The organism is Corynebacterium halotolerans (genome assembly GCF_050107895.1).
In the GTDB taxonomy this organism is placed as follows: Bacteria; Actinomycetota; Actinomycetes; order Mycobacteriales; family Mycobacteriaceae; genus Corynebacterium; species Corynebacterium halotolerans_B.
Genome location: NZ_JBNILW010000006.1, coordinates 186798 through 202169, shown reverse-complemented (window position 1 = coordinate 202169; position 15372 = coordinate 186798). Strand labels below are relative to the sequence as shown.

Below are 15372 nucleotides of genomic sequence, written 5' to 3'. Positions count from 1 at the left end.
CGGCAGGCACGAGTGCTCCTGAGTGGTGTACGTTTTCTTGGTCGAATCCGTATCTACCAGGCCTCGTGCCTGCTCTTGTTCACTACCCCACCGTGGCCCCCTGTATCTTCCTATCCGCGCAATCTCTTAAGCAGTGTCTTCCCTGCTCAAGGCGTAATCTTCCCGGAAGCTCCGGAGAAATCCCTGTAGCGCCCGCATAGCCAGGTCTGCCACACCCTCCAGCCGCTCCAGGCCGGCGCCGATCACCACGCCGTCGCACACTGCCGTGGCCAGCCGGAGGTCCAGATCTGTCATGCCGCAGGACTGGCAGAGGGCGGCCAGATCGGCCTCAGCACTGAGCCGGTGATGACGCAGCCGTTCGGCGATGAGGGGAGATTCACGCAGGGAATCGACGTAGATGCTCAGCGCTGCCACCAGGGATTCGTCGTCAAGATGCGGCCCGATCCACACCCGGAGGAAATCCCTGGGGAAAATCTCCCGGGTCGGCTCCTCGGCAAGTACCTTGGTCACCGTTTCCGTCCGACGCTCCTCAAAGTCGTCCAGGCAGGCCAGCAGGAGATCCTCCCGGCTCGAGAAGTAGTAGCGGATCGATGAGGTGGGCACCCCGGCGAGAGTGGCGACCGCGCGATGGGTGACGGCCGACATGCCCCGGTCCTGCAGCAGGTCCTGGGCGGCGATCAGGATCCGACGTCGCTTTTCTTCGCCGCGAGTTTGCCGCACACGTGGGTGGGGGTGCTGGGTTGCGTCCATGACAACAAATACTAGTAGTTGGCTTTTCACCCGTTCGAAGGACATGCTCCCCGCCATTGCCCCGGTTCTTCCGGCATGAGTTTGCGCGTGGGTTAACGGATTATGTCCGGCCGCCACTAGACTTGGTGACTCGTATCAGGTTGTCTGGCCGTGGAAGAGGCGCATTGGATTCGGAGAAGAGGGGACGGTCCGCGCGGGTTGTCACCGGCATGCAGCAGTTCATCAAGTTCGGGATCGTCGGTGGTTCCGGAACCGCGGTGAACCTGCTCGTTGCGGCGCTGTCAAAGAAAATCGCCGGCTGGACCGCGGGGCTGCACGAGAACGACGTGTTCATGAACCTCTTCGGCACCGAGTACAACATCCGGTGGTTCAACATCTTCCTCACGATCGCGTTCCTGGTGGCCAACACCTGGAACTACCAGCTCAACCGGATGTGGACCTTCAAGGGCATCAGCACCAGGAGCTGGTTCCGCGGCTTCTTCCCGTTCCTCCTGACCGGGTTGGGGGCCTTCGTGGTCAGTCAGATCGTGGCTACCCTGCTGATGAACCCGACTTCGCCCATCGCGTTGCCGAGCGACATCCTGGATGACTCCACCGGTTTCCGGACCAAGTTCTACTGGGCCACCGCGATCTCAATTGTCGTCGCCATGCCGGTGAACTTCCTGATCAACAAGTTCTGGGCCTTCCGCCGCCCGAAGGTGGTCGTCGTGGCAGAGCAGGCCCCGGTGGGCAGGGGAGAACCGCTCAGTCAGAGCTAGCTGTCCGTCCGCAACTGGTGCGGTGAGCCCTGCCGGATAGTCGCCTCCACCGCACCGGAGACGGAGTTGCGGCGGAAGAGAAGATTGTTGAAGCCGGAGAGCTTCGATGCGCGGATCGAGCTGCCGTGGAAGACATCCACGGCCTTCGCCAGCTCATCGAAGACCACCACGCGGGTGCCGGCGGTGACGTACAGGCCGGCCTCGATCGTGCAGTCGTCGCCGAGGGAGATGCCTGCGCCCGCGTTCGCGCCGAGCAGGCAGCGCTGTCCCAGGGAAATGGCCTCCATGATGGAGGCACCGCCGCCGACATCGGAACCGTCGCCGATCGTCACCCCGGAGGAGACCCGTCCCTCGACCAGGGAACGGCCCAGGGTACCGGCGTTGAAGTTGACGAAGCCCTCGTGCATGACGGTGGTGCCGGGCGCCAGGTAGGCCCCCAGGCGCACGCGGTCGGCGTCCGCGATCCGCACACCGGAGGGGACCACGTAGTCCACCATGCGGGGGAACTTATCCACGGACTGGATGGACACCGGGCCGCGCTCGGCCAGCCGGGCCCGCACCTGCTCGAAGCCCTCGAGGGCGCAGGCGCCCCAGTTGGTCCAGACCACGTTGGTCAGTTTCTCGGAGATGCCGTCCAGGTTCTGTCCGTGCGGCTGCACCAGCCGGTGGGAGAGCAGATGCAGCCGCAGGTAGGCGTCGTAGGTGTCCCCCGGGGCATCATCAAGCGAGGCGATGGTGGTTTTCACCGCCACACGCTCGACACCGCGGTCCGCGTCCCGGTGCTCCAGCGGAGCAAGGTGCCCGGGGACTTCCGTGAGACGGACCGTGCGGGTCTCCACCGGGGCGTCGGAAAGCTGGGGAGTGGGGAACCAGACGTCGAGGACGGTTCCGTCATCGTGGATGGTGGCCAGTCCTTCTGCGGATGCTGCGGTCATGCCCTCGAAGTTACCCGATCAGAATTGCCGCGTGTGGCAAAGGAGAGCCCGACCAGCGCGGCGACCACGACCGCCACCGAGTAGATCTGGCTGCGGGCGCCCTCATCGAAGAGCATGAGCACCACCAGGCCCGCCAGGGCGATCAGGGTGACCCAGGCCAGCCACGGCCAGCCCCACATCCGCACCGTGGAGATCTCGCCGTTCGCCTCCAGCTGCGGGTGCAGCTTGAGGTAACTGAGGACGATCATCACCCAGATGACGATCAGGCAGCCGCCGACGGCGTTGAGCAGGAAGTCCAGCAGGCCGGTGGGGTTCCACCACTGCAGGCCGACGGAGACGAAGGCGAAGACCATCGACAGGACCACGGCGTTGGTGGGCACGTGCGCGGAGCTGGTGCGCCGGAAGACCTTCGGGGCGTCGCCCTTGAGGGAGAGGGTGTGCACCAGACGGGAGGTGGCGAAGATCTGGGCGTTGAAGGCCGACAGCAGCGCCAGCACGATCACGGCCTCCATGAAGCCGACCACGCCCGGGATGTCCGCCAGTTCCAGGACGGCGGTGAAGGGCGATTCCGCGGCGGTCTCCGCGTCGTCGATGGAGGAGAAGGGCAGCAGGAACGTCATCACCAGTACGGAACCCAGGTAGAACAGGGCGATACGCCAGATGACCGCGCGCACGGCGGTGGCGATGGACCTGCCCGGCTGCTCGGACTCCGCGGCGGCGATGGTCACGATCTCAATGCCTCCGAAAGCGAAGGCCACGGCGAGCAGCCCCGCGGCCACACCGGCGACACCGTTGGGCATGAAGCCGTGGTCACCGAGGAAGTTCTCGGTGCCCACGAAGGTGTGGCCCGGCAGCAGCCCGAAGATCAGCAGCACACCGATGATGAGGAAACCGATGATGACGGCAACCTTGATGAAGGCGAACCAGTACTCGAACTCCCCGAAGCCACCGACCTTGGCGAAGTTGACCACGGCGAAGAAGACCACCGCCACCAGGGCCGGGATCCAGGGATCCACTCCGAACCAGGTACCCATGATGGCGGCCGCACCGGTCATCTCCGCGCCCAGCACCATGACGAGCATGAACCAGTAGAGCCAGCCGAGGGTGAAACCGGCCCAGTGCCCGAAGGCGTGCCGGGCATAGGTGGCGAAGGAACCGGAGGACGGTCGGGCGGCGGCCATCTCACCGAGCATCTGCATCACCAGCACCACGATGGCACCGGCCACGATGTAGGCCAGCAGAATCGCGGGCCCGGCGGCCCGGATTCCCACGCCGGTGCCCAGGAACAGGCCCGCACCGATCGCCGAGCCCAGCCCCATCATGGTCAGGTGTCTGGGTTTAAGTCCCTTGCCGAGTGTCTGGCCGGTCTCCTGAGTTGTCATGGTGCAAACCTTATCGCCCCATCAGGACACGCCGGAACCCGGCACTAGCGACACCGCAGCACCGGCTCCGCGTGGCCGGCCTCGGTGCGCACCGACCAATTGGACCGCCCCTCGAGTTCCGCGCCGGTGATCACCTGTCCCCGGTCGGCGTCATGGATGGGGGAGTCGCGCTCGATGATGATGTTGGCCCCGATGCGGCAGTTGTCCCCGATGCTGATACCGATCAATCCGGAGGAGACCCCGAAATCGCAGTTCTCCCCGATGGTGAGGGGGATCCGGGTGCCGTCCGCGCCGCGTTCCGCCATCAGGGTGGCGGACAGGCCGACGTTGCAGCCGGCGCCGATCGTGACCCCCGAGGACAGCCGTCCCTCGATCCGGGAGGGCCCCAGGGATCCGGCGTTGTAGGAGACGAACCCCTCGCGCAGGACGGTGGTGCCGGGCGCCAGGTAAGCGCCCAACCGGACCCGTTCCGCCTCCGCGATCCGGACCCCGTCCGGCAGCGCGTAGTCCACCATCCGGGGGAGATGATCGATGCCGTAGACGTGGATGAGACCCCGGGAGCGGAGGGAGGTGCGCACGAACTCGAAGTTGTCCGAGGTGGACGGCCCCTTGTTGGTCCACACGACATTCGCCAGATGGCGGGCGGCGGGGTCCATGTTGATGGACAAGGGCGTGACCAGACGATGGCTCAGCAGGTGCAGCCGGAGATAGACGTCGTGTGCGCTGACCGGTCCCGCCGAGAGATCGGCGATGGTGGTACGCACCGCCACCTGTTCGACCATCCGGTCCTCATCCAGGGTGACCAGGGAGAGCATCTGCTTGCTCAGTTCCTGTGCCCCCAGCCGCACGGTGCCGGACCGCAGCCCGGTGCCGTCGATCAGTTCCGGGGCGGGAAACCAGGTGTCCAACACTGTGCCGTCGATGGAGATGTTCGCGATGCCGATCGCCTGTGCGCCCTTCGTCATGAGCCTGATACTACGGTGGCACCCGGAAATGGTCAGTGCGGAGGGAGGACCGGAACTCACCGGTCCCACCCCCGTTGCTCCGGCACCGCGAACAGAAAACGGATAACTTCGAATATATGGCTCCGAACATCACACCGTCCCCGGAAAAGCGGAAGCTGCGCGGCCCGATCCTGCTGCGCAGCCACGGGGACCAGGAATCCACCTATGATCAGCGGCTCTTCGAGCTCGGCAGCGACCATGACTGGCTGCATGCCGACCCGTGGCGGATCCTGCGTATCCAGGGCGAGTTCGTGGCGGGCTTCGACGCCCTGGCGGGTCTGCCCAAGGCCGTGACCGTCTTCGGCTCCGCCCGCATCGGCGAGGGGGACCCCCGCTATGACACGGGGGTCGAGGTCGGCCGCAAGCTCGCCGAGGCCGACTACGCCGTGATCACCGGGGGCGGTCCCGGCCTGATGGAGGCCCCCAACCGTGGTGCCAGCGAGGCCGGCGGGCTCTCCGTGGGCCTGGGCATTGAGCTCCCGCACGAGCAGGGGCTGAATGACTGGGTGGACCTGGGACTGAACTTCCGCTACTTCTTCGCGCGCAAGACGATGTTCCTGAAGTACTCCGAGGCCTTCGTCTGTCTGCCGGGCGGTTTCGGCACCCTGGACGAACTCTTCGAGATGCTGGTGATGGTGCAGACCCGCAAGGTCTCCAACTTCCCGATCGTGCTCGTGGGCACGGACTTCTGGTCCGGTCTGGTGGAGTGGATCCGCGGCCGGCTGATCGATGAGCAGCTGATCTCCCCGAAGGACGGAGACCTGTTCCTGGTCACCGATTCGGTGGATGAGGCCGTGACCCACATCGTCAAACGCCATGAGGAGCGCATCGCCGACCCGGCCGCGCGCCGTCGCGGCGGGAAGCAGCGGTAGACCGTGCTGAACGAGAATCTTCCGGCGGTGATGGCGATCGTCAACCGCACCCCGGATTCCTTCTATGACAAGGGGGCGACCTTCGCTGACTCCGCCGCCCTGCACCGGGCGGACGAGGTCATCGCGCAGGGGGCGGACATCATCGACATCGGCGGGGTCAAGGCCGGTCCCGGCTCGGCCGTGGACGCGGCGGAGGAGATCGACCGGGTGGTGCCCACCATCGCCGCCGTGCATGAACGTCACCCGGACATCTTGATTTCGGTGGACACCTGGCGGGCCGAGGTGGCCGAAGCCGCCATCGCCGCGGGGGCCAGCCTGGTCAACGACACCTGGGCGGGGCATGACCCGGAGCTGGTGGAGGTGGCCGGACAGTTCCGCGTCGGCTACGTGTGTTCGCACACCGGTGGCATCACACCGCGGACCCGGCCGCACCGCGTCCACTATGACGATGTGGTGGCCGACGTCATCGCGGAGACCACGGCGCTGGCCGAGAAGGCCGTGCGGGCCGGTGTCCCGGCGGAGAGGGTCTTCATCGACCCCACCCACGACTTCGGCAAGAACACCTTCCACGGTCTGGAGCTGCTGCGTCGGATCGACGAGATCGTGGCCACCGGCTGGCCGGTGCTGATGGCGTTGTCGAACAAGGACTTCGTCGGTGAGACCGTCGGACGCGGGGTCACCGGACGCGTCGCCGGAACCCTTGCCGCCACCGCCTGGGCCGCCGCCCGCGGGGTCGCGGCGTTCCGGGTGCACGAGGTCGCCGACACCGTCGACGTCCTGCGCATGGTCGCCGCCATCCGGGGTGAGGTGGCTCCGCTGCACACCGTGCGGGGGTTGGCATGATCTCCGTCGTCATCCCGGCGCTCAACGAGGAGCCGACCGTCGGCGCCGTCGTGTCGGCGGTGCTCGCCGACGCTCCGGCAGAGGTCCTGGTCATCGATGCGGATTCCGAGGACGCGACCGCCGCCGTCGCAGCCGCTGCCGGCGCCCGGGTGCTGAACTGGCGGGAGGCACTGCCGGGCATTGCGACGCGCCCCGGGAAGGGGGAGTCCCTCTGGCGGGGCGTCGCCGCCGCGACGGGGGAGATCGTGGTCTTCATCGATGCGGACCTGTCGCGGCCCCGACCCGGCATGGTCACCGCACTCGCCCGCCCCTTCGCTGATCCAGCCATCCATCTGGTCAAGGCCGATTACCGTCGCAGCCTGAATGGCCGACCGGCTGGTGGAGGCAGGGTCACGGAGCTGACCGCCAAGCCCCTGCTGCGGTTGCTCTTCCCGGAACTGGCCCATATCCGGCAGCCCCTGGCAGGGGAGTACGCCATCCGGCGCAGCACCGCCCTGAAGGTGCCGTTCGTCGCCGGTTACGGGGTGGAGTCGGGGCTGCTGCTCGACGTCGCCGCCGCGCACGGCCCGGACAGCGTCGCCCAGGTGGATCTCGGGATACGCCACCACCGCAACCGGCCGCTCCACGAACTGGGACCGATGGCGGATTCCGTGGCCGCCACCATCCTGTCCCGGCGGGGTGGTGCCGCGGTCGAGCAACGTCGGGCATTATCCTCCCTGCCCATGCCGAAGAAGGAGTGAACATGCTCACCTGGGTTTTTCTGATCATCGTCCTGATACTGCTCGTCATCGCCTTCACCTGGCTGTTCGGCAAGCTCTTCGGCCGCGGGGAGATCCTGCCCGCCGCGACGGAGTCGGAGGACCTCATCGGACAGAACCGGGAGCTGATCGCGGCGGGTGAGCTGGACCTCATCGCTTTCGACATTGTGCCGCGCGGCTACCGTCCGGAGCAGGTCGACGCCGCCATTGCCGCGTTGAAAGACCAGCTCAAGGGGCAGGTGCCGGATGAGGGGATACAGTCGATCGGGAAAAACGACTAAAGTGGTTGGAGTAGTCATTCAGTGAGCATAAGGAGCTAGGTTCTATTATGGCAGCGATGAAGCCCCGGACCGGGAGTGGTCCGATGGAAGCGGTGGTGGAAAGCCGCAAGATCGTTATGCGAATCCCCTCCGACGGTGGCGGACGACTCGTCGTCGAACTGTCGAAAGAGGAGGCTGCCGAGCTCGGCCAGCTGCTGACCGAGGTCGCAGAGTAGTTTTCACCTTAAAAACAGCATGAACAACCAGGGATAGCGCCGGCCAGTGCGGTCGGCGCTTTCCGCTACCATGAGGGAGTTCATGTCCGATCCGTCAGGAAGTGGTACCCACATGCTCTCCGACATCATTGACGTTCTCGCCGATCCGGTGGATGGCACCGACCTCAGTGGGGCGGACGACTTCCGCCGGCTCGTCTCGGAATCCGGCCACAGCTACGACGTCGCCCGGCAGGGCTACGTCACGCTCGCCGGCGGAGCCGGGTTGCGCTATACCGGCGATGACATGTCGATGATCGACGCCCGGGAGACCTTCCTGTCCCGCGGCCACTTCGCCCCCTTCGTCGAGGCGGTCTCGGTCGTCGTCAACGACGTCCTCGAGGACGCGGGAGTACCTGAGGACTCCTCCCCGGTCATCTGTGAGATCGGCGCCGGCACGGGCTATTACCTGGCGCACACGCTTGACGACGTCGCCGGCGCCCGCGGAGTGGGCATCGACGTCTCGGTCCCCGCCGCGAAGCACCTGGCCAAGTGTCATCCGAAGGTCGGCGCCGTCGTGGCCGACGCCTGGGCGCGGCTGCCGCTGCGGGATGCCTCCGTGGATGCGGTCACCGTGATCTTCGCCCCCCGCAACCCCGCCGAGTTCGCCCGCGTCCTCAAGGACGGCGGCGAGGCCGTCGTGCTCAGCGCGGACGCCGGACACCTGGCGGAGCTGCGGGAGCCGTTGGGCATCATCGACGTGGAGCCGGGCAAGGTGGAACGCATGATCGAACAGGCAGAGGGGTATCTGGTGCCGGTGGGGCAGCCCCAGCCGGTGGAGTTCCGGATGAACCTGGATCAGGCGGCGATCGCGGCGCAGATCGGAATGAGTCCGTCCGCCCGGCACATCTCCGCGGCGGAACTGGCGGAACGGGTGGCAGCGCTCCCGGCGACGATGTCGGTCACCGCGCGCGCCATGATCACCCGCTTCCGGAAGGCCTAGCGCACCGGGCCCTCGTCCACGTCGTCCTCGCCGAACTCATTTTCCTCGTAGTCCGGCAGGGCGGAGCTGTCGAAGTTCCGGGGGAAACGCTCATAGCTGCGGATGATCTCCGCCTGGCCCTCGGTGCGCACCCGGAATTCCCGGCAACTGCCGTCCAGGTAGACGCGGCTGGCCATCGCGATGGCACCGCCGTCGGCGAAAACCTCCAGGGTGGAGCCGTCCACGAACAGGGACAGGGAATCCGTGTCCCCCTCCGCCAGCGGTGCCTGTGCGACATGGTCGCCAACGTGGTACCTGTTCATCGAACGGTCCACGGACAGGATATCGCCCTGGTGGGTGACCACGGCCGCCACGTCGCCGGTTTCGTCGATGATCTCCACCTGCAGGGAACTGCCCGTGGGGATCTCGCACAGCCCGGTCCAGGAGGCGGCGCCGGAGGTCTCCGGGATCTGATCCGGCAGGCCCATCGGCGGAGTCTGGTAGATCAGTCCCTCCTGCAGCGTGATGATCCGCGGCAGGGAGATGCAGTTGGCCCAGCCCTCCAGCTGCAGGCTCGGGTGATCGCTGGCTTCGTCGAAACGGCCGATCCCGTTCATCAGACCGAACAGGGAGCCGGAGTGGTAACGCTGGTCCGCCGGCACCGTGCCCGGGGTGGAGTTGGTGATCCGGGGACGGGTGAAATCGTGCCCGAAGTCGATCCTGCTGAATGCGGTGCGCACCTCGAAGTCCGCTCCGTGGAAGCGGCCGACTAGGTAGCCGGAGATGTCGATGCCCTCGTTTTCCACGGTGACCATGAGGATGTCGTAGATCTCGCCGTCGACCTCGTCCCGCAGCCGGATCAGCCGGGGGCTGACCAGGGGCTTGTCGAAATCGAGGCCGGTGTGGCCGCGGAAGTTCACCGGGCCCAGCACCTGCCAGTCATAACCGTTGTCGGACTTCAGCAACACCAGCTTCGGTGCCGTCTGCTCACCGGTGACGGACAGCATCAGCCACCCGCGGTGCCCCTCGGAACGGTCGTCATCGGTCACCCAGCCCGGGACGACGCAGGGTGAGCGGAAGTCATGGAAGCCGTCACGGTCACCCACGACCTCACCCACTCGACGGACGTGGGGGTCGACCGCGTAGTCGTCGTCAGAGACGTCGGTGGTGGTCTCGATGAGGTCGGCGATGTGAGCCAGATGCACCGAAGTGCCGGACTCCGTGACCGAGGTGAAGTAGATGTTGACGCCGTGGTCCGCAGGGACCACGGAACCGGCGCGGACCAGGGTCTCGTTCCCCTGCGGGGCGAGGACATCTTCGCAGGTGTCCCACTCGAAGGGGGAGCCCGCCGAGACCTGGTGGGCCAGCCGGGCGGGGGAGTTCGGGGTGGGACGGTACTGGTGGAAGATGTGCCAGGTGTCGCCGTCGAGCAAGGCCCCGGCGGGGGCGTCGAGGACACCGGCCTCCGGAGTGACGTGGAGCTCGGGTCGGTGGGGGATAGTCGCCATGTGTACTACTGCGTCCTTACTTATTTCCTTTGATCCTGCACAACTGCACCCGACAATAATGAGAAATGCCCGGGACTGCAGAAACCTGCTCGTGCCGGGCGGATGAGGGCTGGTGGGTCAGATCAGGGAACGGTACACATCGACGGTCTGCCGGGCGATGGTGGCCCAGGAGAAGTCGTTGACGGCGCGCTCGCGGCCGGCTGCGCCGTAGGCCGACGCCCGGTCGGGATCAGCGACCATGGCGTTGACGGCGGCGGCCAGGTCGCGCTCGAACCCCTCCGGGTCGGTTTCGTCATAGTGGACCAGGGAGCCGGTCCCGCCGTCGACGACGACCTCGGGGATACCACCCACGTCGGAGGCGACGACGGCGGTGCCGCACGCCATGGCCTCCAGGTTGACGATGCCCAGGGGTTCATAGATGGACGGGCAGACGAAGGTGTCCGCGGCGGTGAGGATCTCCTGGATCTTGTCGCGGCCGAGCATGTCCTGGACCCAGTGCACCCCGTCGCGGGTGGCCTTGAGCTCATCGACCAGGGCGGTGGTGCGGGCGGCGATCTCCGGGGTGTCGGGCGCTCCGGCGCACAAGACCAGCTGCACGCCCTCGTCGAAGTGCTTCGCGGCGCGCACCAGGTGTTCCACGCCCTTCTGCCGGGTGATGCGGCCCACGAACGCCACGATGGGGCGGTCCGGGTCGACCCCGAGCCCGCTCAACACAGAGTCCGGTCCGAAGGTGGGGCGCGGTTGCCACAGCTGGGTGTCGATGCCGTTGAGCACCACGTGGACCCGGTCCGCGTCGATGCGGGGATAGGCGTCCAGGATCGCGGTCTTCATCTTCGCCGACACCGCGATGACCCCGTCCGCGTATTCCATGGCGTTCTTCTCCGACCAGGAGGAGACGTCGTAGCCGCCGCCGAGCTGTTCCCGCTTCCACGGCCGGTCCGGTTCCAGGGAGTGGGCGGTGGCGATGTGGGGGATGCCGTGCAGGCGGGCCGCGAGATGCCCCCCGAGCCCGGCGTACCAGGTGTGGGAGTGGACCACGTCCACGCCCGTGGCGGCGGTGGCCATCCGTAGCCCGGTGGACAGGGTCCTGATGGCCGGGTTCGCGTCCGCCAGCTCCGGATCCACCCCGTGGACGTACACGCCCGCCTCATCTCGGGGAGCGCCCATGCAGTGCACGTCCACTTCGGTGATCTCCCGCATGAACCGGGTCAGTTCGGTGACGTGGACACCGGCTCCGCCGTAGACCTCCGGCGGATATTCTCTGGTCATCATCGCGACTCTCATGGCATTGAGACTATCCGCCGGAGGGGTACGGCGCAGCGAAGTTCGGGGGTGGAGGGGGCTTATTCCACGGGTCAATTCGGGCTTTCCCGGGGCGGAAGTTCAGCAAACCTAATAAGTTGTTGGGTGTGAGAAGCCACGCGAACGTTCTAGCCATTGTTCTTGCCGGTGGAGAGGGTAAACGTCTCTTCCCCCTGACCGAGGAGCGGGCCAAGCCCGCAGTGCCCTTCGGCGGCGCCTACCGATTGATCGACTTCGTCCTGTCGAACCTAGCTAACGCCGGTTTCCTCAAGATCGCGGTGCTGACCCAGTACAAGTCCCACTCGCTGGACCGTCATATCTCGCAGTCCTGGCAGCTGTTCGGGCCGACCAGCCAGTACATCGCCTCGGTGCCCGCACAGCAACGGTTGGGCAAGCGGTGGTACATGGGCTCGGCCGACGCCTTGCTGCAGTCGCTGAACCTGATCTATGACGAGAAGCCGGAGTACGTCATCGTCTTCGGCGCCGACCACGTCTACCGGATGGACCCGGGCCAGATGCTCGACGATCACGTCGCCTCCGGCAAATCCGCCACGGTGGCGGGCATCCGGGTGCCGCGCCGGGAGGCCACCGCCTTCGGCTGCATCCAGTCCGAGGAGGACGGCACGATCACGGAGTTCCTGGAGAAGCCGGCGGATCCGCCCGGCACCCCCGATGACCCGGACGCCACGTTCGCCTCCATGGGCAACTACATCTTCACCACCGACGCCCTGATCGAGGCACTCAAGGCGGACGAGGACAACCCGGATTCCGCCCACGACATGGGCGGGGACATCATCCCGTATTTCGTGGAGCGGGGGGACGCCCACGTCTACGACTTCTCCGGCAACTCGGTGCCGGGCGAGACCGAGCGGGACCGCGGCTACTGGCGCGACGTCGGCACGATCGACTCCTACTATGAGGCCCACATGGACCTCATCAGCGTGCACCCGATCTTCAACCTCTACAACGGCGACTGGCCGATCCACTCGACCGACCTGAACAATCTGCCGCCGGCCAAGTTCGTGCAGGGCGGTATCGCGCAGTCCTCGATGGTCTCGGCCGGTTCGATCATCTCCGGCGGCACCGTGCGCAACTCGGTGCTCTCCGCCAACGTCTACATCGAGGAGGGCGCCACCGTGGAGGGCGCGGTGCTGCTCCCAGGGGTGCGCATCGGCAAGGGGGCGGTGGTCCGGCACGCGATCCTGGACAAGAACGTGGTGGTCAAGGAGGGCGAGATCATCGGGGTGGACCGCACCCGGGATGAGGCTCGGTTCACGATCAGTGCCGGCGGGGTGGTCGTGGTGGCCAAGAACGAGGTCGTGGGGGAGTAGCCGGGGCCGGTCAGGCCTTCCGGGTGACCAGCATCAGCCCGGCGCCGAGCGGCAGCCGGGTGACCAGGGCGTCATCCAGCGTGGTGATGAAGTCCTGGGCATCACGGGCGGCCACCGTCTGGCGGTCCCTGCGGGACTCGTCGGCGAGCGTGCCGTCCAGCAGGACGTCGGGGAGCACCAGGACGCCGCCGGGGACCAGCAGCGGCCAGGCCGTCTGCACGAAGGCCGTCAGGTCCAGCGGGGACACCTCGCCGTAGACCAGCTGGTAGGAGTTGTCCGCCAGCCGTCCCATGACGTCGAGCGGGCGCGAGGGCAGGAAGCGCACCCGCGAGGCGGGGTAGCCGGCCTCGCGGAAGCTGATCTTCGCCTGCCGCTGGTGCTCCACCTCCGGATCGATGGCGGTCAGGCTGGCGGAGGTGGGGAGGCCGCGCAGCAGATACAGGCCGACGACACTGACCGCCGGCGTCACCGCGATGACACCGGTGGAGCTGCCGGTGGATGTGGCTCCCGCGAGGGTGGTCAGCAGCTGGCCGGTCACTTCGTCCGGGACGGTCAACCCGAACTCCCCGGCATCGCGGCGCGCGGCGGCCACCACCTCGTCGGCTGGCGTCGTCGATTCGATGTAGGTGTTAAGTGCGTCATAAGCCGTGTCAGTCACGATTATCTACTCTACGTGGGAAAACCGAGGCTGCGGCACAATACCCGCCAGTTGTTTCTGGAGTTGCTGGTGTGACAGTCTCACAGCGAACTTTCAGAACAAAGTATGGTGATATCCAGCGTCACCTGTCACAATTGAGGATATGAAGAAAAAGGCCCGAAACGCAGATTCCCAGCCTCCCGCCGTCCGTCCCGGGGACGGTGAGGAACCGCTGGGTGGCACTGCAGCTTTCGACGCCGGCCAAGGTGAGATGCCCACGTGGGCGGAACTGGTCGAGGAGCACGCGGACAGTGTGTTCCGCTTGGCCTTCCGACTCGCGGGCAACCAGCATGACGCTGAAGACCTCACCCAGGAGACCTTCATGCGTGTGTTCCGCTCCCTGAAAAGCTATCGGGCCGGCACGTTCGAGGGTTGGCTGCACCGCATCACCACCAACCTCTTCCTGGACATGGTCCGGCACCGCCAGAAGATCCGCATGGAGGCGCTGCCGGAGGACTACGAGCGGGTGCCCGGCACCGACATGAGTCCGGAGCAGGCCTTCAATATCTCGAACCTCGATCCGGAGGTGCAGTCCGCCCTGGACCGCCTCAGCCCGGAATTCCGGGTTGCCGTGGTGCTCTGTGACGTGGTGGGCATGAGCTACGACGAGATCGCCGACACCCTCGGTGTGAAGATGGGCACCGTCCGCTCCCGCATCCACCGCGGCCGGAGTCAGCTACGCGCCAGCCTGGAAGCCGCCGCGGAGACGAATGAGGAGGTTCAGCTGCTCCTACCGACCCGTTGAGTGAAAGCGGCGTAGTCTTGCGGTGAGTTATGGGAAGGAGGTCGGCGCGAAAACATGTTGGAGCCGAAACCGCGCACCCGGCCGAGGGTGCGGTCTTTTGCCTCGGTGGAGCATCTGGGTCCGGAAGCAGTGGCCGCCTACGTGGACCAGGAACTGACGGAGCGGGCCACTCACCGGGCCCGGGTGCACCTCGTGCACTGCCAGGAATGCCGCAGTGAGGTGCGGCGGCAGCACCGGGCCGCCGAGGTGCTCCGGGAGGGCAACCGGGTACAGGAGCTGCGGGCGCCGAAATCTCTGCTGGCGAAGCTCGCCGGCATCGAAAACAGCTGTCCCTCCGGCCCCGGCGTGGAGGATTCCGCTGGGCCGCAGCCGGAGTCCCTGCTGGACAAGCTCGACATCATGCTCCGGGTCGTCAGACGTGGGCAGAACTGACGTCGGTCACAATCAGTTCGCCCGGCAGCGCGAAACTGTGGGGGCCGGGCTAAGGTGGATGTGTGTTTGACAATATCGGTTGGGCCGAGATCTTCACGATCGTCGTCGTCGGCCTCATCATCATCGGCCCAGAGAAGCTGCCGGGTGTGATCAAGGACGTCCGCGCCGCTATCTTCGCGGCCCGGCGGGCCATCTCGAACGCCCGGGCCGAGCTGGACGGACAGTTCGGGGAAGAGTTCGATGAGTTCCGGGAACCCATCAACAAGGTCGCGCAATGGCAGCGCATGGGCCCGCGACGGGCGCTGACCCAGGCGCTCTTCGATGGCGACGATGACTACCTCAATGACTTCGACCCGAAGAAGATCATGTCCGGGGACACCGCGGGGGCTGCACACCGGGCCCGCAGCGGGCCGCCACCGGAGACGGAGCGCGTGCCGCGCAACCCGGAGACCCTGGGCGACGGTCTGCCCGAGGTCTCGGAGACCCACCGTGCCCCGCGTCCGCCGAGCCAGGACAGCACCGCACGCACCATCGCGGAGCAGACCGACGGCCGGGACAACAGCGGCGGCGGCTTCTCGTGGGCGGACATCACCTGACAGAG

General features: G+C 66.5%; 18 protein-coding genes. 11 read left to right on the top strand and 7 right to left on the bottom strand.

The window, feature by feature from the left end; translation table 11 throughout:
* Positions 1–126 precede the first annotated feature (126 nt).
* A complete protein-coding gene (locus ACQCVD_RS08155; RefSeq protein ID WP_426823234.1) occupies positions 127–750 on the bottom strand; it encodes a TetR/AcrR family transcriptional regulator in 624 nt (207 codons plus the stop codon).
* Positions 751–959: 209 nt separating this feature from the next.
* On the opposite strand from ACQCVD_RS08155, the gene ACQCVD_RS08150 reads away from it, so the two are divergent.
* Entirely contained in the window at positions 960–1508 is a 549-nt protein-coding gene (locus ACQCVD_RS08150; protein ID WP_426823233.1) for a GtrA family protein, read from the top strand.
* Here the strand turns inward: ACQCVD_RS08150 and dapD are convergent.
* Genes dapD through ACQCVD_RS08135 form a run of 3 tightly spaced genes read right to left on the bottom strand, consistent with a single transcriptional unit; the run spans position 1505 to position 4790 of the window.
* Complete coding sequence (gene dapD / locus ACQCVD_RS08145; protein WP_426823232.1) at positions 1505–2443, bottom strand: 2,3,4,5-tetrahydropyridine-2,6-dicarboxylate N-succinyltransferase; 939 nt, start codon at positions 2441–2443, stop codon at positions 1505–1507. The genes ACQCVD_RS08150 and dapD overlap by 4 nt on opposite strands.
* Complete coding sequence (locus tag ACQCVD_RS08140; RefSeq protein ID WP_426823231.1) at positions 2440–3825, bottom strand: amino acid permease; 1386 nt, start codon at positions 3823–3825, stop codon at positions 2440–2442. Before ACQCVD_RS08140 ends, dapD begins: the two co-directional genes overlap by 4 nt.
* 44 nt (positions 3826–3869) lie before the next feature.
* Complete coding sequence (locus ACQCVD_RS08135; RefSeq protein WP_426823230.1) at positions 3870–4790, bottom strand: DapH/DapD/GlmU-related protein; 921 nt, start codon at positions 4788–4790, stop codon at positions 3870–3872.
* Positions 4791–4906: 116 nt separating this feature from the next.
* Here ACQCVD_RS08135 and ACQCVD_RS08130 point away from each other — a divergent pair, with 116 nt between their 5' ends.
* From ACQCVD_RS08130 to ACQCVD_RS08105, 6 genes are all read left to right on the top strand, one after another.
* Positions 4907–5701, top strand: coding sequence for a TIGR00730 family Rossman fold protein (locus ACQCVD_RS08130; RefSeq protein ID WP_426823229.1), 795 nt, complete (start codon positions 4907–4909; stop codon positions 5699–5701).
* Between the two features lie 30 nt (positions 5702–5731).
* A complete protein-coding gene (gene folP / locus ACQCVD_RS08125; RefSeq protein ID WP_426823244.1) occupies positions 5732–6544 on the top strand; it encodes a dihydropteroate synthase in 813 nt (270 codons plus the stop codon).
* Positions 6541–7284 (top strand): glucosyl-3-phosphoglycerate synthase, encoded by a 744-nt coding sequence (locus tag ACQCVD_RS08120; RefSeq protein ID WP_426823228.1) that lies wholly within the window; start codon positions 6541–6543, stop codon positions 7282–7284. The genes folP and ACQCVD_RS08120 overlap by 4 nt, the downstream gene beginning before the upstream one ends.
* A gap of 2 nt (positions 7285–7286) precedes the next feature.
* Complete coding sequence (locus ACQCVD_RS08115) at positions 7287–7583, top strand: hypothetical protein (protein ID WP_426823227.1); 297 nt, start codon at positions 7287–7289, stop codon at positions 7581–7583.
* A 47-nt stretch (positions 7584–7630) separates the two neighbouring features.
* The gene (locus ACQCVD_RS08110) at positions 7631–7798 is read left to right on the top strand and encodes a DUF3117 domain-containing protein (protein WP_426823226.1); all 168 of its coding nucleotides are present in this window, start codon (positions 7631–7633) and stop codon (positions 7796–7798) included.
* Positions 7799–7910: 112 nt separating this feature from the next.
* Complete coding sequence (locus ACQCVD_RS08105) at positions 7911–8777, top strand: methyltransferase domain-containing protein (protein ID WP_426823243.1); 867 nt, start codon at positions 7911–7913, stop codon at positions 8775–8777.
* Here ACQCVD_RS08105 and ACQCVD_RS08100 read toward each other — a convergent pair.
* Both ACQCVD_RS08100 and glgA read right to left on the bottom strand, forming a co-directional pair.
* The gene (locus ACQCVD_RS08100) at positions 8774–10264 is read right to left on the bottom strand and encodes a GH32 C-terminal domain-containing protein (protein WP_426823225.1); all 1491 of its coding nucleotides are present in this window, start codon (positions 10262–10264) and stop codon (positions 8774–8776) included. The genes ACQCVD_RS08105 and ACQCVD_RS08100 overlap by 4 nt on opposite strands.
* A 117-nt stretch (positions 10265–10381) precedes the next feature.
* Entirely contained in the window at positions 10382–11548 is a 1167-nt protein-coding gene (gene glgA, locus ACQCVD_RS08095) for a glycogen synthase (protein WP_426823224.1), read from the bottom strand.
* A 125-nt stretch (positions 11549–11673) separates the two neighbouring features.
* Between glgA and glgC the strand changes: the two genes are divergently transcribed.
* Complete coding sequence (gene glgC, locus ACQCVD_RS08090) at positions 11674–12897, top strand: glucose-1-phosphate adenylyltransferase (RefSeq protein WP_426823223.1); 1224 nt, start codon at positions 11674–11676, stop codon at positions 12895–12897.
* Between the two features lie 10 nt (positions 12898–12907).
* Here glgC and ACQCVD_RS08085 read toward each other — a convergent pair whose 3' ends face one another.
* Complete coding sequence (locus ACQCVD_RS08085) at positions 12908–13555, bottom strand: O-methyltransferase (RefSeq protein WP_426823222.1); 648 nt, start codon at positions 13553–13555, stop codon at positions 12908–12910.
* 142 nt (positions 13556–13697) lie between these two features.
* Between ACQCVD_RS08085 and sigE the strand changes: the two genes are divergently transcribed.
* The 3 genes from sigE to tatB all read left to right on the top strand — a co-directional run bounded on the left by sigE (position 13698) and on the right by tatB (position 15367).
* Positions 13698–14339, top strand: a complete 642-nt coding sequence (gene sigE / locus ACQCVD_RS08080; protein ID WP_426823221.1) for an RNA polymerase sigma factor SigE — start codon at positions 13698–13700, stop codon at positions 14337–14339.
* A gap of 54 nt (positions 14340–14393) precedes the next feature.
* Positions 14394–14771, top strand: coding sequence for a zf-HC2 domain-containing protein (locus tag ACQCVD_RS08075; RefSeq protein ID WP_426823220.1), 378 nt, complete (start codon positions 14394–14396; stop codon positions 14769–14771).
* A 62-nt stretch (positions 14772–14833) separates the two neighbouring features.
* Positions 14834–15367, top strand: coding sequence for a Sec-independent protein translocase protein TatB (tatB, locus tag ACQCVD_RS08070; protein ID WP_426823219.1), 534 nt, complete (start codon positions 14834–14836; stop codon positions 15365–15367).
* Positions 15368–15372 lie beyond the last annotated feature (5 nt).